Origin of the sequence: Brevibacillus gelatini (assembly GCF_050920745.1) — a bacterium.
GTDB classification, from domain to species: domain Bacteria; phylum Bacillota; class Bacilli; order Brevibacillales; family Brevibacillaceae; genus Brevibacillus; species Brevibacillus gelatini.
Genome location: NZ_CP154342.1, coordinates 1518863 through 1538249, shown reverse-complemented (window position 1 = coordinate 1538249; position 19387 = coordinate 1518863). Strand labels below are relative to the sequence as shown.

Here is a 19387-nt window from a genome sequence, read left to right as displayed (position 1 = left end):
ACAAGAACACCCGACCCCCGAAGGATCAGGTGCTCAAAATGCGGCGAACCGAATAAATATCTTTAATGCGCTTGATTCGTTCCACAACCTTCAACAGATGATCCACATTGCTGATCGAGATGGTCATATGAATCGTAGCCACCCGGTTTTTATCTGCTTTGCCGCTGACGGCAGCAATATTCGTCTTCGTCTCGGCCACCACTTGCAGCACGTCGTTCAACAGGCCGCTGCGGTCGTGACCCGTGATCTCGATTTCCACGTTGAAGTTGTGCTTCTGGTCCGTATCCCATTCGACGTCGATCAAACGCTCCGAGCACTCGTCCGTCAGCACATTCGGACAGTCCTTCCTGTGCACAGACACCCCGCGTCCTCTGGTAATAAAGCCGATGATCTGGTCGCCTGGAACCGGCGTACAGCAGCGTGAGATGCGCACCAGCAGGTTTTCTACGCCGCGTACCTTGACGCCGGATTCGCTTTTTTGCGAACGCTGCCCCGGATTTTGCTTGACTTCCGGGATGACAGGGTTTTGCTCTTCCCGCTCGCGTCGGAGCTTGTCGACGAGCCTGGTGGCAATCTGCGAGGCGGTAATGCCGCCGTAGCCGACTGCCGCAAACATGTCCTCTGCCCCCTGAAAATTAAACCGCGCCGCCGCTTCTTTCAGGTTCGCCTCCGTCATCGCTTCCTTCACGTCAAAGTTGCGCGCCTTGATCTCGGCCTCGACCATTTGCTGCCCTTTGGCGACGTTTTCTTCCCGCTTTTCTTTTTTGAACCATTGCTTGATCTTGTTGCGTGCATGGGCGGACTTGGCTATTTTCAGCCAGTCCTGGCTCGGCCCGTACGAATGCTTGGAGGTGAGAATCTCGACAATATCGCCCGTTTTCATGGCGTAGTCCAGCGGGACAATCTTGCCGTTTACTTTCGCCCCAATCGTCCGGTTTCCAACCGCCGAGTGAATGCGATAGGAAAAGTCGAGCGGTACGGAGCCTTTTGGCAGCTCCACGACATCGCCTTTTGGCGTAAAGACAAAGACCGTATCCGAAAACAAATCCTGCTTGAGGCTTTCCATGAACTCCTGCGCATTGGGCGCTTCCTTGGACCCGCCTTCGATGATCTCGCGCAGACTGCCCAGCTTCTCGGCAAACGATCCTTGCACAACACTTTTGCCTTCCTTGTACGCCCAGTGTGCCGCGATCCCGATTTCTGCCGTCTGGTGCATCTCCCATGTGCGAATTTGCACTTCCAGCGGCTCGCCTTTTGGCCCGATCACTGTCGTGTGCAGCGATTGGTACATGTTCGTCTTGGGCATCGCGATATAGTCCTTGAAGCGGCCAGGCATCGGCTTCCACAAGGTGTGGACGATGCCCAGTACCGCGTAGCAATCGCGAATGTCGTTCACGATAATGCGCAGCGCCAGCAAGTCGTAAATCTCGTTGAACTGCTTGTTTTGCTTGGTCATCTTTTTAAAGATGCTGTAAATGTGCTTCGGACGTCCCGATATTTCCGCCTCGATGTTCAGCTCGCCCAGCTTCTCCCGAATCATATCCGCCGCTTCGTTCAGGTATGCCTCGCGCTCTACGCGCTTCTTCTGCATCAGGTTGACGATCCGGTAATACTGCTGCGGGTTCAGATAGCGCAGCGCAGTGTCCTCCAGCTCCCATTTGACCGAGGCAATCCCCAGGCGATGGGCAAGCGGAGCGAAAATTTCCAGCGTCTCATCGGAAATTTCCCGTTGCTTTTCTTCGGACATGTGCCGCAGTGTCCGCATGTTGTGCAGTCGGTCTGCCAGCTTAATCATGATGACGCGAATGTCCTGGGCCATGGCGACCAGCATCTTGCGATGATTTTCGGCAAGCTGCTCTTCCTTGGACTTGTACTTGATTTTTTCCAGCTTGGTTACCCCATCTACCAGCAGAGCCACATCAGGCCCGAACTGTTCCCGTAGATCGTCAAGCGTAACGTCGGTGTCTTCCACCACATCATGCAAAAATCCGGCCGCAATCGTCACGGCGTCCATGTGCAGGTTTGCGAGAATCCCTGCCACGGCAATCGGGTGCATGATGTACGGGACGCCTGATTTTCTGACCTGCCCCTCATGAGCTTTTTCGGCCAGCTTATAGGCGCGAGTAATCAGCTCCAGATCCGATTGTGATAAATAGGTGCTTGCTTTTTTTACTACCTCATCAATGCCGGTAATCATAGTTCCCTTCCCTTATCCTCTCATTGGAAAACCTGGCTTTGCCAAGCCTTATGTCACAGGCGAAGGCTTCGTTGCGTATAAAAAAAAGCCTTAAAGGTTGAAGTTCTTGCGAAGAAGCAGGCTTGAATAATCGATCGTTTGTCTGGATGAAAAAAGAACCTCATCTCTATTGCATACTATTATCTTTTATGTCGTTCGTATTGTAAAGCTGTTTCCCCTGTAAAGTATGAACAGTGCGCGGAAAAAAGAAAAAAACGGGCGTATGACCCGTTTTTCGTTGATGGTTCAATTAATACTGCACCAAAGATTTGATCGGAACATCGCCGATTTTTTTACGGCCTTCCAGGTAGGACAGTTCGATGAAGAAAGCGGTGCCGACCACTTTTCCGCCCAGCTTTTCAATCAGGTTGATCGTGGTTTCAATCGTTCCCCCGGTTGCCAAAAGGTCGTCTGCGATCAGAACACGCTGTCCAGGGGTAACTGCATCCACGTGTACAGCGAGTGCGTCTTTGCCGTACTCAAGATCGTAGTCCGCCTTGATCGACTCGTAAGGCAGCTTGCCGGACTTGCGGACTGGCACGAAACCGATCCCGAGCTCGTATGACAAAGGAGCCCCTACAACAAATCCGCGTGCTTCCGGACCCGCGATGACATCTGCCTGCACTTCGCGGGCGAACTCAGCGAGCTCCTGAATCGCCGCGCGGTAGGCAGCGCCGTCTTTCAAAAGCGTCGTAATATCCTTGAAGCGAATCCCCGGTTGCGGAAAGTCCGGAATGACGCGAATGTATTGTTTGTAATCCATGAAAAATTCCTCCTATACGGTGACAGGTGTCACCAACTGATGAAACGTTTGAATCAATGTTTCCGAAGAGGAAAGCAGCAAGTCCGTTGCAAGCTGCGCCTCTTCCTTCCACTCTGAATATAGAACCGAGCTTTCCAGCGGCCTTTTTTCTGCCACCTCTTGCAATCGGTACTGTTCTCTATCCTCGCTTACAAACTGCAGCTCGACAAAAATCGCGAGCATCCCGTCCAGCAAGCTCCTTTTCCATTGCAGCTTGCGGGCCAGCGCATCGAGATGAATGCGCTTTACGGTCGGCACCTGTACAAAAAACTGGTACAGCTGCTTGAAGTGCTCCCGGCTTGGACAGGAAAGCCGTTCCATCCCCAGATCCGGGTCGCCGAACAGGCAGTAAATGCGCTCGGCCTGCTGCAGCATCGCGCTGATTGCATGCAAATCCGCGCGGCGTTTTGGCAAATCGTAGAGGATGATTGTCTGCTTGGGTCCCTCGTGTTCAGGCTGTACGGATGACGCGAGCAACACCACGGAAGATCGCTGCGCTTCCGCCGCCTTTTGCACCAGCAACTCATAGCTTTCCCTGCGAAACACGACCGTCGTCGTCACTGATTCAGTTACAAGCTGCTGCCATTTCTCTACTTTATCACGACTACCCCGCCAATCAAAAACTTGCTGGTGATTGACCGACAAGTCGCGGATGGTCAACTGTGGCTTGCGGTTGCCATTCCATTCATTTACCGACAGCTCTCCCAGCACATGAAAGCGCGCTTTTGGGGTCACTTGTTTGGTCACGTGCGCCCAGTTGAAGCCGATGGCATCCAACGATTGGCCAGACTTGACGAGTGTGCATTTCAAGTGATTGTCATCACGCCCGATCGTGCGCATTCCCTGTGTTTCCACTTCCTCCAGCAAGACGAGCGGAGTCGGGTTGCCCATTCCGTACGGAGCGAGCCGTTCCAGCTGCTCCGCGGCTTCCAGGCTGATCTCGTCCATGCTCATCGCCACATCGACCTTGGTCAGCGGGATAAAGTCTTCTGCCGTCAGCCATTCGCCTGCCAGCTCGTTCAGTCTGTTGCGCAACAGATCGAGATTTTCCACGGGCAAGGTCATTCCTGCCGCCATGGTGTGCCCGCCATAATGCGGGAGCCATTCCTTGCACGCAGTCAGTGCCTCGTACATGTCAAAGCCGGCGATGCTCCGCGCCGAGCCTTTGGCCGTACCTTTTTCCGGGTCGATGCCGAGCACGATGGTCGGACGGTAAAACAGCTCAACCAGCCGAGACGCCACAATTCCCACAACGCCGACGTTCCAGCCTTCCCTGGCCAGCACGAGGACGTTGTTTTTTTCCGGTGGGTACAGCTCTCTGACCATCTGTACGGCTTCTTCCGTGATCTGCGCCACCAGCTCCTGGCGATCGCGATTCAAATCGTCCAGCGCCTGCGCACACTGCTCGGCCTCGTCCTGATCCTTGGTCGTCAGCAGCTTGACAGCGGCCTCTGCCGTCTCCAGTCGTCCGCTCGCATTCAGCCGCGGTCCAAGAGCAAAGCCGACATGTCCTGCCGACAGCTCGCTGTCAGCCAGCCCGCACACGCGGATAAGCGCTTGCAAACCGATATTGCGCGTCTGGTTCAGCCGTTTCAGTCCCACCCTGGCGAGAATCCGGTTTTCATCCACCAGTGGCACCAGATCGGCGATCGTCCCGAGTGCAGCCAGGTCAGCCAAATGCAAAGGAGGCTCCTTTAGCAAAGCATGCCCCAGCTTGAAGGCGACCCCGACTCCCGCGAGCATGTCAAACGGGTACGGACATCCCGGCTTTTTCGGGTTAATCACAGCAAATGCCTCCGGAATGACTGCCGGAGGTTCGTGGTGGTCGGTTACAATGACGTCAAGCCCCAGCTGTGTCGCATACGCTACCTGCTCTACTGCACTGATCCCCGTGTCTACGGTAATAATCAGTTTGTAACCGCTTTTATGCAAATGCGCCAAAGCTTCTTTATGTAACCCGTACCCTTCGGTAAAACGGTTGGGAATGTAGTAGTCAAAAACAGCGCCCAGTTGGCGCAGCAGATGTACCATTAACGATGTCGAACTGACCCCGTCCGCGTCATAGTCGCCGTAAATGCAGATCGGCTCTTGCCTCTCTATCGCTTGTTGAATGCGATGCACGCTCTGTTCCATTCCATCCAGCAAAAAAGGGTCATGAAACAATTCCGGGCCAGCTTGCAAAAAATCACGGGCCTTCTGCGCTGTGTCGATGCCGCGAATGACAAGCAGCTTGGACACGAGCGGAGTTAGCTGGCACTCCTCAGCTATCGCGGCCGCAATCTGTTCATCGTAGGTGGCCAGTTTCCAGCGTGTTTTCGCTTTCAGCATAGGCTCTCCTCCAATCCTCATTCATTATAGAGGATGGAGCAACAGACTGACAACTGCATAAACATGGCGGTTGCGAGCTAGAACCGAAAATGCCGCAAGCTGGGCCACCAAGCTGTGCTTTGGCCAGCCGATCATCCGCCATCGTTCTCCTCCTGCACGATCCGCGCCCTTTTTTCGTAAACAACGTTTGGACGAACAAGTGTAGAAAACCGCAGGGGGAAATTCCCTGCGGTCTGCCCATTACGCTTCTTTTTTCTTTTTCATATTCCGCTCTTTCAAGTTTACCCAAACTTGAGCAGCAATAAAGATCGAGGAGTACGTACCGCTCACCAGACCGAACAACAGCGCCAGCGAGAAGTTGCGAATGCTCTCGCTGCCCAGCACCGCAATCGCAAGCGCGGTAAAGAACACAGTCGCTACGGTGTACACAGAGCGGCGCATTGTTTGCCAGAGCGATACGTTCACCAGATGCTCCAGATCCGGAATCGTTTTGGACTTCATGGTGCGCAGGTTTTCCCGGATACGGTCAAAAATAACGATTTTGTCGTTGATGGAGTAACCGAGAATCGTCAACAGCGCGGCAATGAAGGTAATGTCTACCTCCAGATCGAACACGGAGAACAGCGCAATCGGAATGATTACGTCATGCAAAAGCCCGACGATGCAGGCAATCCCGAACAGCAACTGGAAACGAATCGCGATGTAGACAACGATCCCGAGCGAGGCGATCGCTACTGCAATCGCTGCCTTTTTCACCATTTCCTGGGCGATAATCGGGTCGACAGATGATACTTGCTTCGTGACCTGATCGCCGAATTTTTTCTTCAGCGCCTCTTCCACCTTCATCAGCGTGTCAGAGGAAATCGTTTGATCGAAGCGGGTATAAGCCTGATTCGTTCCGTACGGTGTCACCTTGGAAAAGGTTACGTCCGGAATTTCCTGCTTCAACACCGCTTCGACATCAGCCGGGTTGAACTCTTTTCCAACGAAAATGTCCAGACGGGTCCCTGCCTTGAAGTCAACACCAAGGTGCAGCCCCTGGAACAGCATAAACAAAAAACCGATGATGATAATCGCGGAAGAGAAAATGAAGTACTTCCGGCGATTCTTTACGATGTCAAATCGAATGACAGTGTGTTCACGATCAAAGCTCACCGATCTCACTCTCCTTTACCCCGAACCAGAACGGCTTTTTAAACATGTTGGAACGGACCACCAGCCAGAGGAGGAAGCGAGACCCAAACACGTTGGTAATCACACTCACGATGATTGTCATGGCCAAAACGACAGCAAACCCTTGCACGGAGCTTGTCCCGAAGTAGAACAACACGCCTGTCGCAATCAGTGTCGTCACGTGCGCGTCGATAATGGTAATCAGGGAGCGGCGCTCACCGGCACGGAAAGCTGACAAAATGGTTTTGCCCGAGCGAATTTCTTCTTGGATACGCTCATACGTAATGATGTTCGCATCGACTGCCATCCCTACTGCCAAAATAAAACCGGCGATACCCGGCAGCGTCAGGGTAGCATCCATCCAGTCGAGTACGAGCATACAAAAATAAGTAAACCCAGCCAGCGTAATATTGGCGATCATCCCTGGCATGCGGTAGACGAGCAGCATGAACACGAAGATCAATGCAGCCCCGATATAGCCGGCATAGAGCGTTTTCTCCAGGGCCAGCGCACCGAGGGAAGCTCCTACCGATGTCACCTGCTTCTCGGTCAGCTTCGCAGGCATCGCACCGGAATTGAGCAGGTCAGCCAGTTCCTGTGCGGACTCCTGGGTATATTCTCCGGAGATCCTTGCGCTACCACCAGTAATTACCTCCTGGATTGTTGGGTTGGTTTGCAAATTTTCATCCAAATAAATTGCCATACGCTTATGCAAATTAGCTCGCGTGACGTCTTCTAATTTTTTTGAATCTGAAAATTTCACAATGACCAAAGGTCTCTTTAATTCATCATAATCAACATATGCCCCGTTCGGCGCCAGGTCGCTTCCTTGCAGGATAATCTTGCCCGACTCGTCGCGGAACGTCAGTACAGCCGGTTTGCCGATCAGCTCGCGCAGCTTGTCCTGATCCGCGGACTGCGAAGCGATTTGCACGCGAATCCGGTTTGGCAGCTCGGTTGAGATCACAGGCTCTGCCACGCCACCGATGTTAATCCGTTTCTCAATCATGTGTGCGGTTGATTTCAAAAGCTCAAGATCAACCTTGTGTCCAGCCTCGAGAGGCTCAACCTCGTACAAAATCTCAAACCCGCCCTGCAGGTCAAGACCGAGCGTGATGTTTCCTGCTACCTGCTTGGTCGTAGTAGACACCAGTGTCGCCAAAAGGCCGACAACAACCAGGAACAGGAGAAATCTTCCCCATTTTATCATTTTTGTGATACCCCTCTTTCATAAACAGGGTCCCGCGCCAAGGCGAGAAACCAATATGCCCATTATAGCGAAGTGAGAAAAAACGTGTCAACGAATGCTGGAAGAGCGAACCATGGTAACCAACCCCTTCTCTACTAAAAGCATGCTACTTATACGAACGAAGAGACAGGAAGTTTCACTGACTGTTTTTATACATTTGCATCATGAGGTAATTCATGTACTTGTTCGGCTTGAGCGACAGAATATCGTTGACAAGACGGTGCATCGGGGGGATTTCCTTGTACCCGCTCGTGACACATTCCCAGATGTCTGCGGGCTCCACATTTTCATAGCCCAGCATGGCAAATTCCTCGGCCTTGCTCTGGCAAAGACTTGCTACTCGCCCATACCATTCCTGCTTTTGCGCTTGGTCCATCCCCGTTTCCCCCTCAAAGTAGTCATGCCGACAGCGGCACGTCCATATTCTTTACTGAATGAATTTTTCATTGCAAAGGAGCCTTCCATGAGACAGTCATTCTTTTTCGGAACGGTTATCCTCATCATTGCCGGCGGCATCACCAAAGTATTCGGCTTTGCTCACAGGATCGTGCTATCACGCATCATTGGAGCGGAAGGAATGGGGCTGTATCAAATGGTTGTGCCCCTGTTGTACTTTCTGATTACGGTGACGACATTCGGTCTGCCTGTCGCCATCGCCAAGCAGGTAGCAGAGACGGAAGCGGCGAACAATCCGCGGCTGACCCGCCGCTACCTGCTGTTGGCCTTGTCTGTGGCAGGCGGCATCAGCCTGTTCATCTGCACACTGCTCCTTTTGTTTTCCCACCGGATCGCAGGTGCCCTGTTCGCCGACCCGCGCGCCCATATCGTCATGCTCGCCGCCATCCCTGTCATTCCGATCTCCAGCATTTCGCTCGTTCTGCGCGGATACTTCCAGGGCAAGCAAAACATGATTCCGACAGCCGTCTCCCAACTGCTGGAGCAGGTAGCGCGCATGGCGCTGGTCGTCGTCATGACCGTGTCGTTTTTACCTGCGGGCGTCGAGTACGCCACAGCCGGTGCGGTCGGCAGCATTATTTTCGGGGAAGCTGCCGGACTTCTCTACATTCTCTGGCAATACCGAAAAGGAAGTAAAAAAGCGGCCACACAGCTTCTGGAAACGTCATTTCGCAAAGCCATTTCCGCAAGCAGAGCAAACCTCGCGCAGCTGATCCACGTCGCCCTGCCTGTTACCTTAAGTCGCATCATCGGTTCCATCGCCTACGTGCTGGAGCCAATGCTCGTTCCGTTTGCGCTCGTCATCGCCGGGTACACGACGGCAGCCGCAACCGGACTGTACGGACAGTTTGCCGGGATGGCGGTTCCGCTGCTGCTCTTTCCCACTTTTTTAACCTATTCCTTGTCCGTTTCGCTCGTTCCTGCCGTTGCCGAGGCGGCCTATCAAAAAAATGCTCCTCTCGTGCATCGGCGCATCTACCAGGCAATGCGCATCACACTCGTCATCGGAGCACCTTGTACCGTTCTGCTTACTATTTTTGCCGAGCCGTTGTGCGTGCTGCTCTACGGCAGCGAGTATCGCGAGGTCGGCGTCCTGTTGAAGGAGCTTGCTCCCTTTTCCGTCTTTCTCTTTTTCCAGGCCCCGCTGGCCGCTGCCTTGCAAGGTCTCGACTACGCCCAGGTCGTCTTTCGCAATACACTGATTAGTGCCATCGTAAAAACAGGGGCGATGTTCGTGTTCACCGCCCAGCCGGCTTTTGGCATCCACGGCGCTGTGATTGCCACCAACATCGGCATCACATTGGGAACGCTGCTCCATTTTGCCAGTCTCACCAAAAAAATCGGCTTTACCATTGACGTATGGGAATTTGGAAAAATAGGGATCGCCATGCTGGCCATGGGCTACCTTGGCACGTACATGGCCGAGCACTGGTTCCTGCATTCTTCGACGGGCAAGCTGCTTTTGGCCAGCACCTGCATCAGCACCTTGCTGTACCTGGTGCTGCTCGTGGCCATGCGCGTCCTGGGCAAGCAGGACGTCCGTCGCATTCCGTGGATCGGCGAGCAGCTCGCCATGTTTTTCCCCCGCCGCTAACACCTAGTGTAGCGGTTTGTCTTTTTTGTCGATGTAGATGATGCCTTGTTCGTCAATGCTGCAAAAGGACACCTCGCGAATGTCCTTGATCCCGTACTTGCGGATTTCCCGTTTCAGCCAAAGCTGATTTTGCCCGATCTTTTGCAATGCCTCCTGCCTCACCTTGCCGTCGAGGATCAACGGAATCGGCAAACCTTTATACGAAACAGGGCTTACCGGTTTTTCTTTGGGCAGCCCTAAATCTCCGCGCGTAAGGGGTTCTTTGTCCTGCTTCAAAAAGACGCTCATTTGCCCTGTAGGCTCCATCATGGCGTACTCGACATCCGCAATGTTTTTCACGTTTTTTTGTCGCAGGTGAACCAGCAGATCATCCATGTTCAACCGATTTCGGCGCATCGCTTGCTCGCGGATTTCCCCGTTTTCGATAATCATGTCAGCGGAACCATCGACGACATCGCGAAATTTTTTGCTTTTGAGGGAAATGTACGCCATAACGATTTCCAACAGCGCGATCAACAGCATCGGCAAATAAAACTGAAGCCCCGGCTTTTCCACGTCCTCGATAGCCATTGCGGCCATTTCCGCCAGCATGATGGAGATCACAACATCAAAAACCGACAACTTCCCCAGTTCTCGCTTGCCCATCATGCGGAGCAAGATCAGGAGGAAAAAATACGAGAAAAGGGTGCGCAACAATACCATTGAAATTTCTTCCACTCCCGCTGCCCCCTATCGAACATTTTTGCTAGTAGTGTTCGGCAGGGGGCTTGCAACTATTAGCTCCAATTACAACCACTTTCGTTTGCGGAAAATGTGCAGCATGAAAAAGGTCATCGCCAGCATGATAACGAGTGCCACGATCAGCATGTAAGGCTCTGCCTCTTCTCCCAGCCAGGCGAACGTATTCATCCCGAACAGCCCGGTAATGAAGGTAAGCGGCAGAATGATCGTGGAAATAATCGTGAGGACGCGCATCGTCTCTGTCGTCTTCGCGCTGATAATCGTGTAGTACGTATCAAGCGCACCGTTCACCAGGTCGCGGAACGTCTCGGTGGAGTCCGATATGCGCTCCAGGTGGTCGGTCAGGTCACTGTAGAACGGAACGTTTTCCTCGGAAATGTCGAAAGAGTAGCGACCATTGACGTTGGCAAAAATTCGCTTTTGCGGCATGATGACACGCCTTATCAAAATAATCGTCCGCTTCAGCGCCAGGAACTCTTCCGTAATTTCCTCCATCTGGTGTTCGTAAATCTCGTCCTCCAGTTCGTCAATCCGCACGCTGATCCGGTCGATGATCGGGAAATATTCATCCGTGATCCCGTCGACAATCGCGTAGAGCAAGTAGTCGGGCCCCCGGTTCAGATAGGAGTTGTTGCGGTGACACATGGCAGCGATCCGCCCGATGGTGTTCATCGGCGATTTATGGATCGTAACGATGTAGTTGGGGCCGAGAAAAACGTTCAGTTCTACCGTGGTAATCTCGTCGTCGCTTTCTTCATTGTAACGCAGGGCGTGAAAAACGAAGAAATAATAATCATCGTACTTGTCAACCTTGGCACGCGGACTGACGTGCAGGCAGTCCTCGATGGCCAGCGGGTGAAAGTCGAAAATCTTGGCAATATAGGGCAGTTCATTGTTCCCCACATCATACAGATCGATCCAGAGCAAATCCTCGGGAGATTTCAGCCATTGATCCTTCGTGGACAGATCAACATCGTGAAACATCTTCTGCTCTGAATGGTTGTAAAAGTACGTTTTAATCAATCTTCCTCACCCCCGTCTCGTTCCCCATCCATCATACGAAAATTCCTTCCAATGTTCAACGCGAAGATGAATACAAGGGCCAGGCCATTCATATAGATGGTACAAACAGTTGACCAGTGAGGGGGTTACTATCGTGCGGAGTGCGTCCACCTCTGTACTGACAGGTCTTTTGTACACGACAGGTCTCGTCTTGTTCGGGGCATTGCTCGCTACCTTGCTTCTCAGCTTTACCAGCATGCGCGAAGGATCTTTGCCTTATTTTACGTACATCATCAACGCAATTGCCTTGCTCGTCGGCGGTTTCGTCACCGGAAAGCGCTGTGGCGGCAAAGGCTGGTACTACGGCGGCTTGACCGGGTTCTCCTATTTTCTCCTGATCCTTTTAATCGGCTTTCTCGGCTTCGACGCTCCGCTGCAATGGGGGACGTTCCTCTTTTTGCTCGGTGCGTTCGGCATCGCTGCACTGGGCGGCATTCTCGGCGTCAACTCGGCCAATACCGGCAGCAAGCCCAAAAGCTTCAAGCCGAGACGGTAAAAATGACGGTAAAAATTTTTGCTCCCATCCCAAACGATCAAGGCGGTTCTGGCCATCAAAAAAAGCAGGCGGATGCTCCCACCTGCTTTTCCTTGCTTTATTTGGACTCTTCTTTTTCCGCTTTTGCCGGCTCGTTGCTGGAAGACACAACGTTGTTGATGGCACCGCGATCAAACGTTACGTTGACGTTGTGCGCAATGCGCAGAGTCACCGTGTCGTCGGTCAACTCCTGGATGGTACCGTGCATGCCGCCGATGGTAACGATCCTGTCGCCCTTTTTCAGAGCAGCGAGCATGGCGTTGCGCTGTTTGGCTTTCTTCTGTTGCGGACGAATCAGCAAGAAGTAGAAAATCGCAAACATGATGATAATCGGTAAAAACTGAGTCAAGCCCTCCATGAATATCCCCCTCGATTAAAAAGATCTATCTTCACTCAATCCATACTGAGCGAAAAACTGGTCCCGAAAATCTTGCAAGCGGTCTTCGGCAATCGCCTGACGCACCTGCTCCATCAGCTTCACGAGGAAATGCAGATTGTGGTAGGTGGTCAAACGGATGCCAAAGGTCTCCTCCGCCTTGATGAGATGGCGGATGTAAGCGCGGGTGTAGTTTTTGCATGTGTAGCAGTCGCAATTCGGGTCGAGCGGTGTGAAGTCGCGCGCATACTTGGCATTGCGGATAACCAGTCGTCCCTGGCTCGTCATGCATGTCCCGTTGCGAGCGATCCTCGTCGGCAAGACGCAGTCAAACATGTCAATGCCGCGGATTGCGCCGTCGATGAGAGCATCAGGCGAGCCTACTCCCATCAGGTAGCGAGGCTTGTTTGTCGGAAGTAGCGGAACGGTGTGTTCCAGCACTTCGTACATCAAGGAAAACGGTTCGCCCACGCTTAAGCCCCCAATCGCATATCCCGGAAAGTCCATGGAGATGAGGTCTTTGGCGCTTTGCTCGCGCAGGTCCTTGAACATCCCGCCCTGTACGATCCCGAACAGTGCCTGCTCGTTTGGACGGGCGTGTGCCTTCAGGCAGCGCTCCGCCCATCTGGTCGTGCGCTCCATCGACTTTTTCACGTAATCGTACTCCGCAGGATAGGGTGCACACTCGTCAAACGCCATGAAAATATCGGCGCCGAGCGCGTTTTGGATCTGGGTGGCCTCCTCCGGGCCGATAAACAGTTTTTCCCCGTTCAGATGAGAGCGGAAGGAAACCCCTTCCTCCGTGATTTTGCGGAGGTTGCTCAGGCTAAACACCTGGAATCCGCCGGAGTCTGTCAGAATGGCGCGGTCCCAGTTCATGAAGCCGTGCAATCCGCCTGCTTCGCGGACAATTTCATGACCTGGACGCAGAAACAGATGGTAGGTATTACTGAGGATAATGCCCGCCCCGATCGCTTTCAACTCCTCGGGACTCATCGTCTTGACCGTTGCCTGCGTGCCGACTGGCATGAAGACAGGCGTGTCAATCGTCCCATGGGGAGTGTGCAGCTTTCCGAGACGAGCGCCGGTTTGCTTGCATGTTTTGATTAATTCGTAGCGTACAGCCAAATTGTCGCACTCCTCAAGCTATGTATGTAAGTCTTTCCTATTATAAGAAAACTTGAGAGTGAAGTAAACCCACCCGACTTATAAGTATACACTTATGCGGGTGGGATTTGTACATTTTTTACACGATCAGCATCGCGTCGCCAAAACTGAAGAAGCGATATTCCTCCTGGATCGCCGCTCTGTACGCATTCATGACATGCTCCTTGCCAGCCAGCGCGCTGACCAGCATCACGAGTGTCGACTTGGGCAGATGAAAATTCGTCAAAAGCCCGTCGAGAATCGAGAACGTATATCCCGGATAAATGAAGATGTCCGTCCAGCCCGCTGTCGCCACCAGCCTGCCGCCGTTCGCGCGTCCGACCGTCTCCAGTGTCCGGCACGAAGTCGTCCCGACCGCAATGACTCTTCTCCCCTCCGCCTTCGCCTTGTTCACCAGTTCGGCGGTCTTTTCCGGAATCTCGTAATACTCGGCATGCATGACATGCTCCTCTACCGTGTCAGCAGATACAGGCCGGAACGTTCCAAGTCCTACGTGCAGCGTCACGTACGCGAGCTGTACGCCTTTTGCAGCGATTTGCTCCAGGTAAGGCTTGGTGAAGTGCAGCCCTGCTGTCGGCGCTGCCGCTGAGCCTCGCTCGCGCGCATACACCGTCTGGTACCGTTCGCTGTCTTCAAGCTGCGCATGAATGTAAGGAGGCAGCGGCATCGAGCCTAACTGGTCGAGAATCTCGTAAAAAATGCCTTCGTACAAAAAGCGCACAATCCGCCCGCCTGTCTCTGTCACTTCTTCGCATACACAGCGCAGCAGTCCGTTGCCAAAGACCACTTCCGTTCCCGGCTTCATCCGTTTGCCTGGCTTCACCAGCGTCTCCCAGCGGTCGTCCCCGAGCGATTTCAGTAAAAGGATCTCGATCTTCGCTCCCGTCCCGGCCTTTTCGCCGATCAGCCTTGCGGGCAGCACGCGGCTGTCATTCATGACCAGCACGTCTCCCGGCTGCAAATGGTCGATCAGGTCGGTAAAGCGCTGATGGGAAATGCTTCCGGTCTGTTTGTCCAGAACGAGCAGCCGCGAAGCTGTCCGGTCCTCCAAAGGATGCTGGGCAATCAGATGCTCCGGAAGTTCAAAATCAAATTGTTGCACGTCCACGAATCGTTAACTCCTTTGATGACAGTACATGTGGCAAAAGGATCACTTGTCAATTGTCACATCCTGGTAATAGTGTTGCAAAATTTGCAGGTAGTCATACCCTTTCTCCGCCATTGCGCGAGCCCCGTATTGCGACACACCAAGGCCGTGTCCAAAGCCGTAGCCGCGGAACAAAAACTGTGGCCCCGCCTGCTTGTCACCCTGAATGACCTCGACATCGAACTTCGTGCTGCGAAGCGAGTTGCCGCCTTGCTGGAACAGCGAGCGGAAAGCATCCGGGGACGAAACGGCAATCGGAACACCATTCGCCTCCATCGCGATCACCCGTCCGGACGGTCCTCGCTTCGTCACTTTCAGGCTGGTGACGTTCCCAGGGATGCGCGGTGCCTTTTGTTTGTCCTGGTTCGCATTCAGCAGCGCGGTCAGTTCCGCAGAGGTAAAGGGACCGCGTGTCCACGCATAGGCATTTTCCTCGGGCTCTTCGGAGAGGATTGTCACCTGGGCGCCGCTTGGGAGTGTAGACAAAACCTTGTGCGTCGTGGTGCTTGGGCCTGTGCGCAAATTCGTGTTTTCCGTCGTGATGACGCCTGTTCTTGCGCCTTTGGCATCCCCTGTCTGCTGCACCAGGTCGCTGCGCACATATCCGATCGTCCCATCTGCAAGCTGTACCCGATACCACAGGTTCGCCGTTACCATCGGATACGTATCATCACTCTCGACTGGCCGCAAATACGGAACGGGATTTCCCCATACTTCCGTGCCATCCGCAGTCATCCCGCCTGCATTCGAGTAAAACAGGGACTCGACGAGTTTGCCCTGGTAATAGATGGCTTCCCCGGCGGTTTCGTCAACGGCCACGCGGACATCTTCCGACTCCTTGCCATAGCCGTAGTACGCCTGCTCTACCACTGTATCCGACACGTTGGCGATCCCGTACTTGTTTCCTTGCCACAGGGCTCTTGTTCTCGACAGCACCGCCTGCGTTTTCAACGCTTCCAGCGGCCAGCCCGGAGCCATTTCCGAACCGACAACCCCGTACAGATATTCCTCCAGCGGCAGTTCATTGACAACCGTCAAGTGACCGTTGTATTCCGACAGCTCCATCTCGCCGCGGTACGTCCGCTGGTCACGCTCGACGACGCCGATCAACGCTTCCGGCTCCGCTTTTTTCGCTTCAACCGTCAGCTTGGCCTGCGGAGAGAACACGTACTTCCAGATCGGCTCATCAGGAGAGCCGTAAACATCTTGCTTCAGTACGACGTAAGACTTGCTGTCAGGCGTCTTGTAGGAAAAGCCCGGAACAGCGCTGCTCGCTTTGCGCGCCAAGGCAGCGAGCGCTTCCTGGCTGACCTCGTCGCCGATCCAGACGGCGTATTTGACTTTTTTGCCGTCTGACAACAGTACAGGGTACGCCGGGATACCTTTTTGCTCAAACGCCTCCTGCCACTTCTGGGCTTCGCTCAAGCTTTTGAACTGCCCCGCTTCCAGCCGGAGCGGACCTTGCACAACCGGCTTTTGTCCTGTCGCCTGGGCCACAGCCGCTGCTTGATTGGCTGCTGCCTGATACGTGTCGTATGTACCGCTGACAACCTGATAAACGGTCTGTCCGCCTCGTTTCGCCACCTGAATCGAGCCCTCGTATTTGCGCTGGCTCAAAAGCTGGGCGACTTGCTGCGCCTGGTTCCAGTCCGGCGTCTGCGCCACGACCAGATGATATTCATCTACCCGGTAACGGGCAGCTTTTGCTTTCAAATCAGGCAGTTCGCTCTCCCCGTCTGGGCCTGCCAACGTCACTTCCATTCCTTTTTCCGCTGTCAGTGTAACGGAAGGAACAACTCCCCTGTAGCCTTGGCCCGTATCTATAAACAGAGCAACCCGAATATGGTCAGATGCTGCTTCTGTCGGCGCTTGTCCCCCCAGGAGAGCAACTGTTATCAGGCCCGCCGAAAGGACTCTCCCCATCCACTTCTTTTTCATGTCGTCCAACGTCCTTCCTTTCTCCTGATCTCTTCTCGTCGAAATTTGGCATGTACTCCCAATCTTTTCGACAATCCCAGGCGATTTTCCTGCCCTTGCCTGCAAAATAGGACCAGTCCCGGCAAACAAAAAGCCACCGGGCTAAACAGCTCCGATGGCGTCCAGACAAGCTATGTGTGCTAGACAAAAGCCTTCATTTGAAAAGACGAAACAAATACATCCCAAGAGACAGCACGATGCTGATGACAATGCACGTCACGACCGGAAAGTAAAATTTGACGTTTTCCTTTTCCACCACAATATCTCCTGGCAGGCGTCCCAGCGGCAAAAAGCGGCCGCCCACCTGCCACAACAGGCCGATGACGATCAGTACGGCACCGCCGATAATGAGAAGCTTGGCTACTGGATTCACGATTTCATCTCCCGCCCAAAGTGCTGGTACGCGCTCGGGGTCAGCACACGTCCCCGCGGCGTCCGCTGCATAAAGCCAATCTGCATCAAATACGGCTCGCACACGTCTTCAACCGTTTGCGCCTCTTCGCCAATCGTGGCGGCAATCGTATCGAGGCCGACCGGACCGCCGTCAAAGCGGTCGATGATGGCGAGCAGCAGCTTATGGTCGATATGGTCCAGACCGCAGGCGTCTACCTGCAGCCGTTCCAGCGCTTCCCTGGCAATCTCCGTCGTGATGACGCCTTCCCCTTTTACCTGGGCGAAGTCGCGCACCCGTTTTAACAGACGATTCGCCACACGCGGAGTTCCCCGTGAGCGACGCGCGATTTCTTCCGCGCCGCCTTCGCGAATTATCACCTGGAGAATATCCGCTGCCCGCGAGACGATAAAGGTCAACTCGGGAACGGTGTAAAACTCCAGACGATTCACCACTCCGAACCGGTCGCGCAGCGGCGCAGAGAGCATCCCTGCCCGCGTCGTTGCTCCCACGAGCGTAAACCGCGGCAAATCGAGGCGCACACTGCGCGCGCTCGGCCCTTTGCCGATGATAATATCGAGCGCAAAATCCTCCATCGCCGGATAAAGCACTTCCTCGACGCTTCGGTTCAGCCTGTGGATCTCGTCGATAAACAGCACGTCGCCTTCCTGCAGGTTGGTCAAAATCGCCGCCAGATCGCCAGGCCGCTCAATCGCAGGGCCGGACGTCGTGCGAATGTTGACTCCAAGCTCGTTGGCGATAATTTGCGACAGCGTCGTCTTGCCCAGCCCCGGCGGTCCGTACAGCAGGACGTGGTCCAGGGATTCCTTGCGCATTTTCGCCGCTTCAATGAAAATTTTCAGGTTTTCCTTCACATGCTGCTGTCCGATGTACTCATTCAAATAGCGAGGACGGAGGCTCAGCTCCGCCGCATCTTCTTCCCAGTTCATATGCGTCGTAATGATTCGCTGATCCAAAATCCTACCCCCTCATAAGCAGGGCAAGCCCTTGTTTGATGAGCTTTTCCACACTTTCGCCCTCTTTTGATTTCTCCGCCAGCGCGTTTCTGATCTTTTGCAGCTCGCCGTCCGAGTAACCGAGTGCGGTCAACGCTTCCAGCGCCTCGTTCAGCGCAGAAACCGCCTGCTCGCCTGCTGTCAGATCGCCTGCCGCGACCGTGAGAATCGCTGATGGCGTGTATCCGACCAGTTTGTCCTTGAGATCGAGTATGATGCGTTGCGCAGTCTTTTTGCCGATCCCAGGAAACTTCGTCAAATAGGTCACGTTTTCCTGTTGCACCGCCATGACCAATTGCTCGGGAGTTGCCGCCGCGAGAATCGCCAGGCCGCCCTTTGGCCCGATGCCGCTCACGTCGAGCAGCTTGCGAAACAGGTCGCGTTCGTCACGGGTAGCGAAGCCGTAGAGCAAAATCGCGTCTTCGCGGACGTGATGGTGCGTGTACAGCTTCGTTTTTTTGCCTTCGTAGCGCACAAACTGGTACGGATTGGGACAAAACAGGCGATACCCGATCCCTCCCGCTTCTACCACTATGTATTCTGAATCGAGGTAACAAAGTGTCCCTTCCACAAAATCAATCATTTTTGAACTCCTTCCGAGATGGAGATGAACGTCCGAAACTGTGCGTGCGTAATCGCGATGCCCAAGGCATCCGCCACGTCGTCAGGCTTTGGCACTTCCTTGAGCCTGAGCAGCAGCCTGGTCATTTCCTGAATCTGCTTCTTTTCCGCCCCACCGTAGCCTGTCACCGCCTGCTTGACCTGCATGGGCGTGTATTCATAGACGGGCACTCCGGCCATCTCCGCCGCAAGCAGGATGACGCCGCGCGCCTGCCCCACCGTGAAGGCCGTGGTCACGTTTTTATTGAAAAACAGTTTTTCTACTGACATTTCATCCGGTCGATACGTTTCCAGCAGGCTTTGCATCGCTTCAAAAATCTGCTTCAAGCGAAGCGGAACAGGCAAGCCTGCCTCTGTCTGAATGCTTCCATACTGGACGGGACGCAATTGGCTACCCTGTTTATCCAGAACCCCAAACCCAACGATCGCAATGCCAGGGTCGATTCCTAATATGCGCATGGTCCACTCTCCGTTTGCCAAGTCTCTACTCTCTACTGTATCACAAAGCGCAAAAAA

The 19387-nt window shown here is 53.8% G+C and carries 18 protein-coding genes; 2 read left to right on the top strand and 16 right to left on the bottom strand.

The annotated features are described in order from the left end of the window. Nucleotides 1-25: 25 nt before the first annotated feature. From AAFJ72_RS07605 to AAFJ72_RS07580, 6 genes are all read right to left on the bottom strand, one after another. The gene (locus AAFJ72_RS07605) at nucleotides 26-2197 is read right to left on the bottom strand and encodes a RelA/SpoT family protein (protein WP_432776642.1); all 2172 of its coding nucleotides are present in this window, start codon (nucleotides 2195-2197) and stop codon (nucleotides 26-28) included. 289 nt (nucleotides 2198-2486) lie between these two features. After that, nucleotides 2487-2999, bottom strand: coding sequence for an adenine phosphoribosyltransferase (locus tag AAFJ72_RS07600; protein WP_432776641.1), 513 nt, complete (start codon nucleotides 2997-2999; stop codon nucleotides 2487-2489). Nucleotides 3000-3011: 12 nt separating this feature from the next. Beyond that, nucleotides 3012-5366, bottom strand: a complete 2355-nt coding sequence (gene recJ / locus AAFJ72_RS07595) for a single-stranded-DNA-specific exonuclease RecJ (RefSeq protein ID WP_432776640.1) — start codon at nucleotides 5364-5366, stop codon at nucleotides 3012-3014. 240 nt (nucleotides 5367-5606) lie between these two features. Then, nucleotides 5607-6521 carry a protein translocase subunit SecF gene (secF, locus tag AAFJ72_RS07590; RefSeq protein WP_432776639.1) on the bottom strand — a complete coding sequence of 305 codons (915 nt, stop codon included), beginning with the start codon at nucleotides 6519-6521 and terminating at the stop codon, nucleotides 5607-5609. Further along, a complete protein-coding gene (gene secD, locus AAFJ72_RS07585) occupies nucleotides 6511-7749 on the bottom strand; it encodes a protein translocase subunit SecD (protein ID WP_432776638.1) in 1239 nt (412 codons plus the stop codon). Before secD ends, secF begins: the two co-directional genes overlap by 11 nt. 175 nt (nucleotides 7750-7924) lie before the next feature. Next, entirely contained in the window at nucleotides 7925-8164 is a 240-nt protein-coding gene (locus tag AAFJ72_RS07580) for a post-transcriptional regulator (RefSeq protein ID WP_432776637.1), read from the bottom strand. Nucleotides 8165-8251: 87 nt separating this feature from the next. Between AAFJ72_RS07580 and spoVB the strand changes: the two genes are divergently transcribed. Then, nucleotides 8252-9838, top strand: coding sequence for a stage V sporulation protein B (spoVB, locus tag AAFJ72_RS07575; protein ID WP_432776636.1), 1587 nt, complete (start codon nucleotides 8252-8254; stop codon nucleotides 9836-9838). Between the two features lie 3 nt (nucleotides 9839-9841). On the opposite strand, the gene AAFJ72_RS07570 is transcribed toward spoVB, so the two are convergent. Together AAFJ72_RS07570 and corA are read right to left on the bottom strand one after the other, a co-directional pair. Further along, nucleotides 9842-10540, bottom strand: a complete 699-nt coding sequence (locus tag AAFJ72_RS07570) for a DUF421 domain-containing protein (RefSeq protein WP_432777158.1) — start codon at nucleotides 10538-10540, stop codon at nucleotides 9842-9844. 84 nt (nucleotides 10541-10624) lie between these two features. Continuing rightward, nucleotides 10625-11602 (bottom strand): magnesium/cobalt transporter CorA, encoded by a 978-nt coding sequence (gene corA, locus AAFJ72_RS07565; RefSeq protein WP_432776635.1) that lies wholly within the window; start codon nucleotides 11600-11602, stop codon nucleotides 10625-10627. A 133-nt stretch (nucleotides 11603-11735) separates the two neighbouring features. Here corA and AAFJ72_RS07560 point away from each other — a divergent pair, with 133 nt between their 5' ends. Further along, nucleotides 11736-12137, top strand: a complete 402-nt coding sequence (locus tag AAFJ72_RS07560) for a TIGR04086 family membrane protein (RefSeq protein ID WP_122905945.1) — start codon at nucleotides 11736-11738, stop codon at nucleotides 12135-12137. Nucleotides 12138-12234: 97 nt separating this feature from the next. Here AAFJ72_RS07560 and yajC read toward each other — a convergent pair whose 3' ends face one another. The 8 genes from yajC to ruvC form a co-directional block, all read right to left on the bottom strand. After that, nucleotides 12235-12534, bottom strand: a complete 300-nt coding sequence (gene yajC / locus AAFJ72_RS07555; RefSeq protein ID WP_122905944.1) for a preprotein translocase subunit YajC — start codon at nucleotides 12532-12534, stop codon at nucleotides 12235-12237. A 15-nt stretch (nucleotides 12535-12549) separates the two neighbouring features. Next, nucleotides 12550-13680: a tRNA guanosine(34) transglycosylase Tgt gene (gene tgt / locus AAFJ72_RS07550; RefSeq protein WP_122905943.1), complete on the bottom strand. Its 1131-nt coding sequence runs from the start codon at nucleotides 13678-13680 to the stop codon at nucleotides 12550-12552. 118 nt (nucleotides 13681-13798) lie between these two features. After that, nucleotides 13799-14827: a tRNA preQ1(34) S-adenosylmethionine ribosyltransferase-isomerase QueA gene (gene queA, locus AAFJ72_RS07545; RefSeq protein WP_122905942.1), complete on the bottom strand. Its 1029-nt coding sequence runs from the start codon at nucleotides 14825-14827 to the stop codon at nucleotides 13799-13801. Nucleotides 14828-14869: 42 nt separating this feature from the next. Beyond that, entirely contained in the window at nucleotides 14870-16804 is a 1935-nt protein-coding gene (locus AAFJ72_RS07540; protein ID WP_432776634.1) for a SpoIID/LytB domain-containing protein, read from the bottom strand. Between the two features lie 193 nt (nucleotides 16805-16997). Next, on the bottom strand, nucleotides 16998-17216 hold the full coding sequence (locus tag AAFJ72_RS07535; RefSeq protein WP_122905940.1) for a DUF2905 domain-containing protein: 219 nt from the start codon (nucleotides 17214-17216) through the stop codon (nucleotides 16998-17000). Further along, the gene (gene ruvB, locus AAFJ72_RS07530; RefSeq protein WP_432776633.1) at nucleotides 17213-18211 is read right to left on the bottom strand and encodes a Holliday junction branch migration DNA helicase RuvB; all 999 of its coding nucleotides are present in this window, start codon (nucleotides 18209-18211) and stop codon (nucleotides 17213-17215) included. The genes AAFJ72_RS07535 and ruvB overlap by 4 nt, the downstream gene beginning before the upstream one ends. A gap of 4 nt (nucleotides 18212-18215) precedes the next feature. Continuing rightward, the gene (ruvA, locus tag AAFJ72_RS07525; RefSeq protein ID WP_432776632.1) at nucleotides 18216-18833 is read right to left on the bottom strand and encodes a Holliday junction branch migration protein RuvA; all 618 of its coding nucleotides are present in this window, start codon (nucleotides 18831-18833) and stop codon (nucleotides 18216-18218) included. Then, the gene (ruvC, locus tag AAFJ72_RS07520; protein WP_122905937.1) at nucleotides 18830-19330 is read right to left on the bottom strand and encodes a crossover junction endodeoxyribonuclease RuvC; all 501 of its coding nucleotides are present in this window, start codon (nucleotides 19328-19330) and stop codon (nucleotides 18830-18832) included. The genes ruvA and ruvC overlap by 4 nt, the downstream gene beginning before the upstream one ends. Nucleotides 19331-19387: the final 57 nt, after the last annotated feature.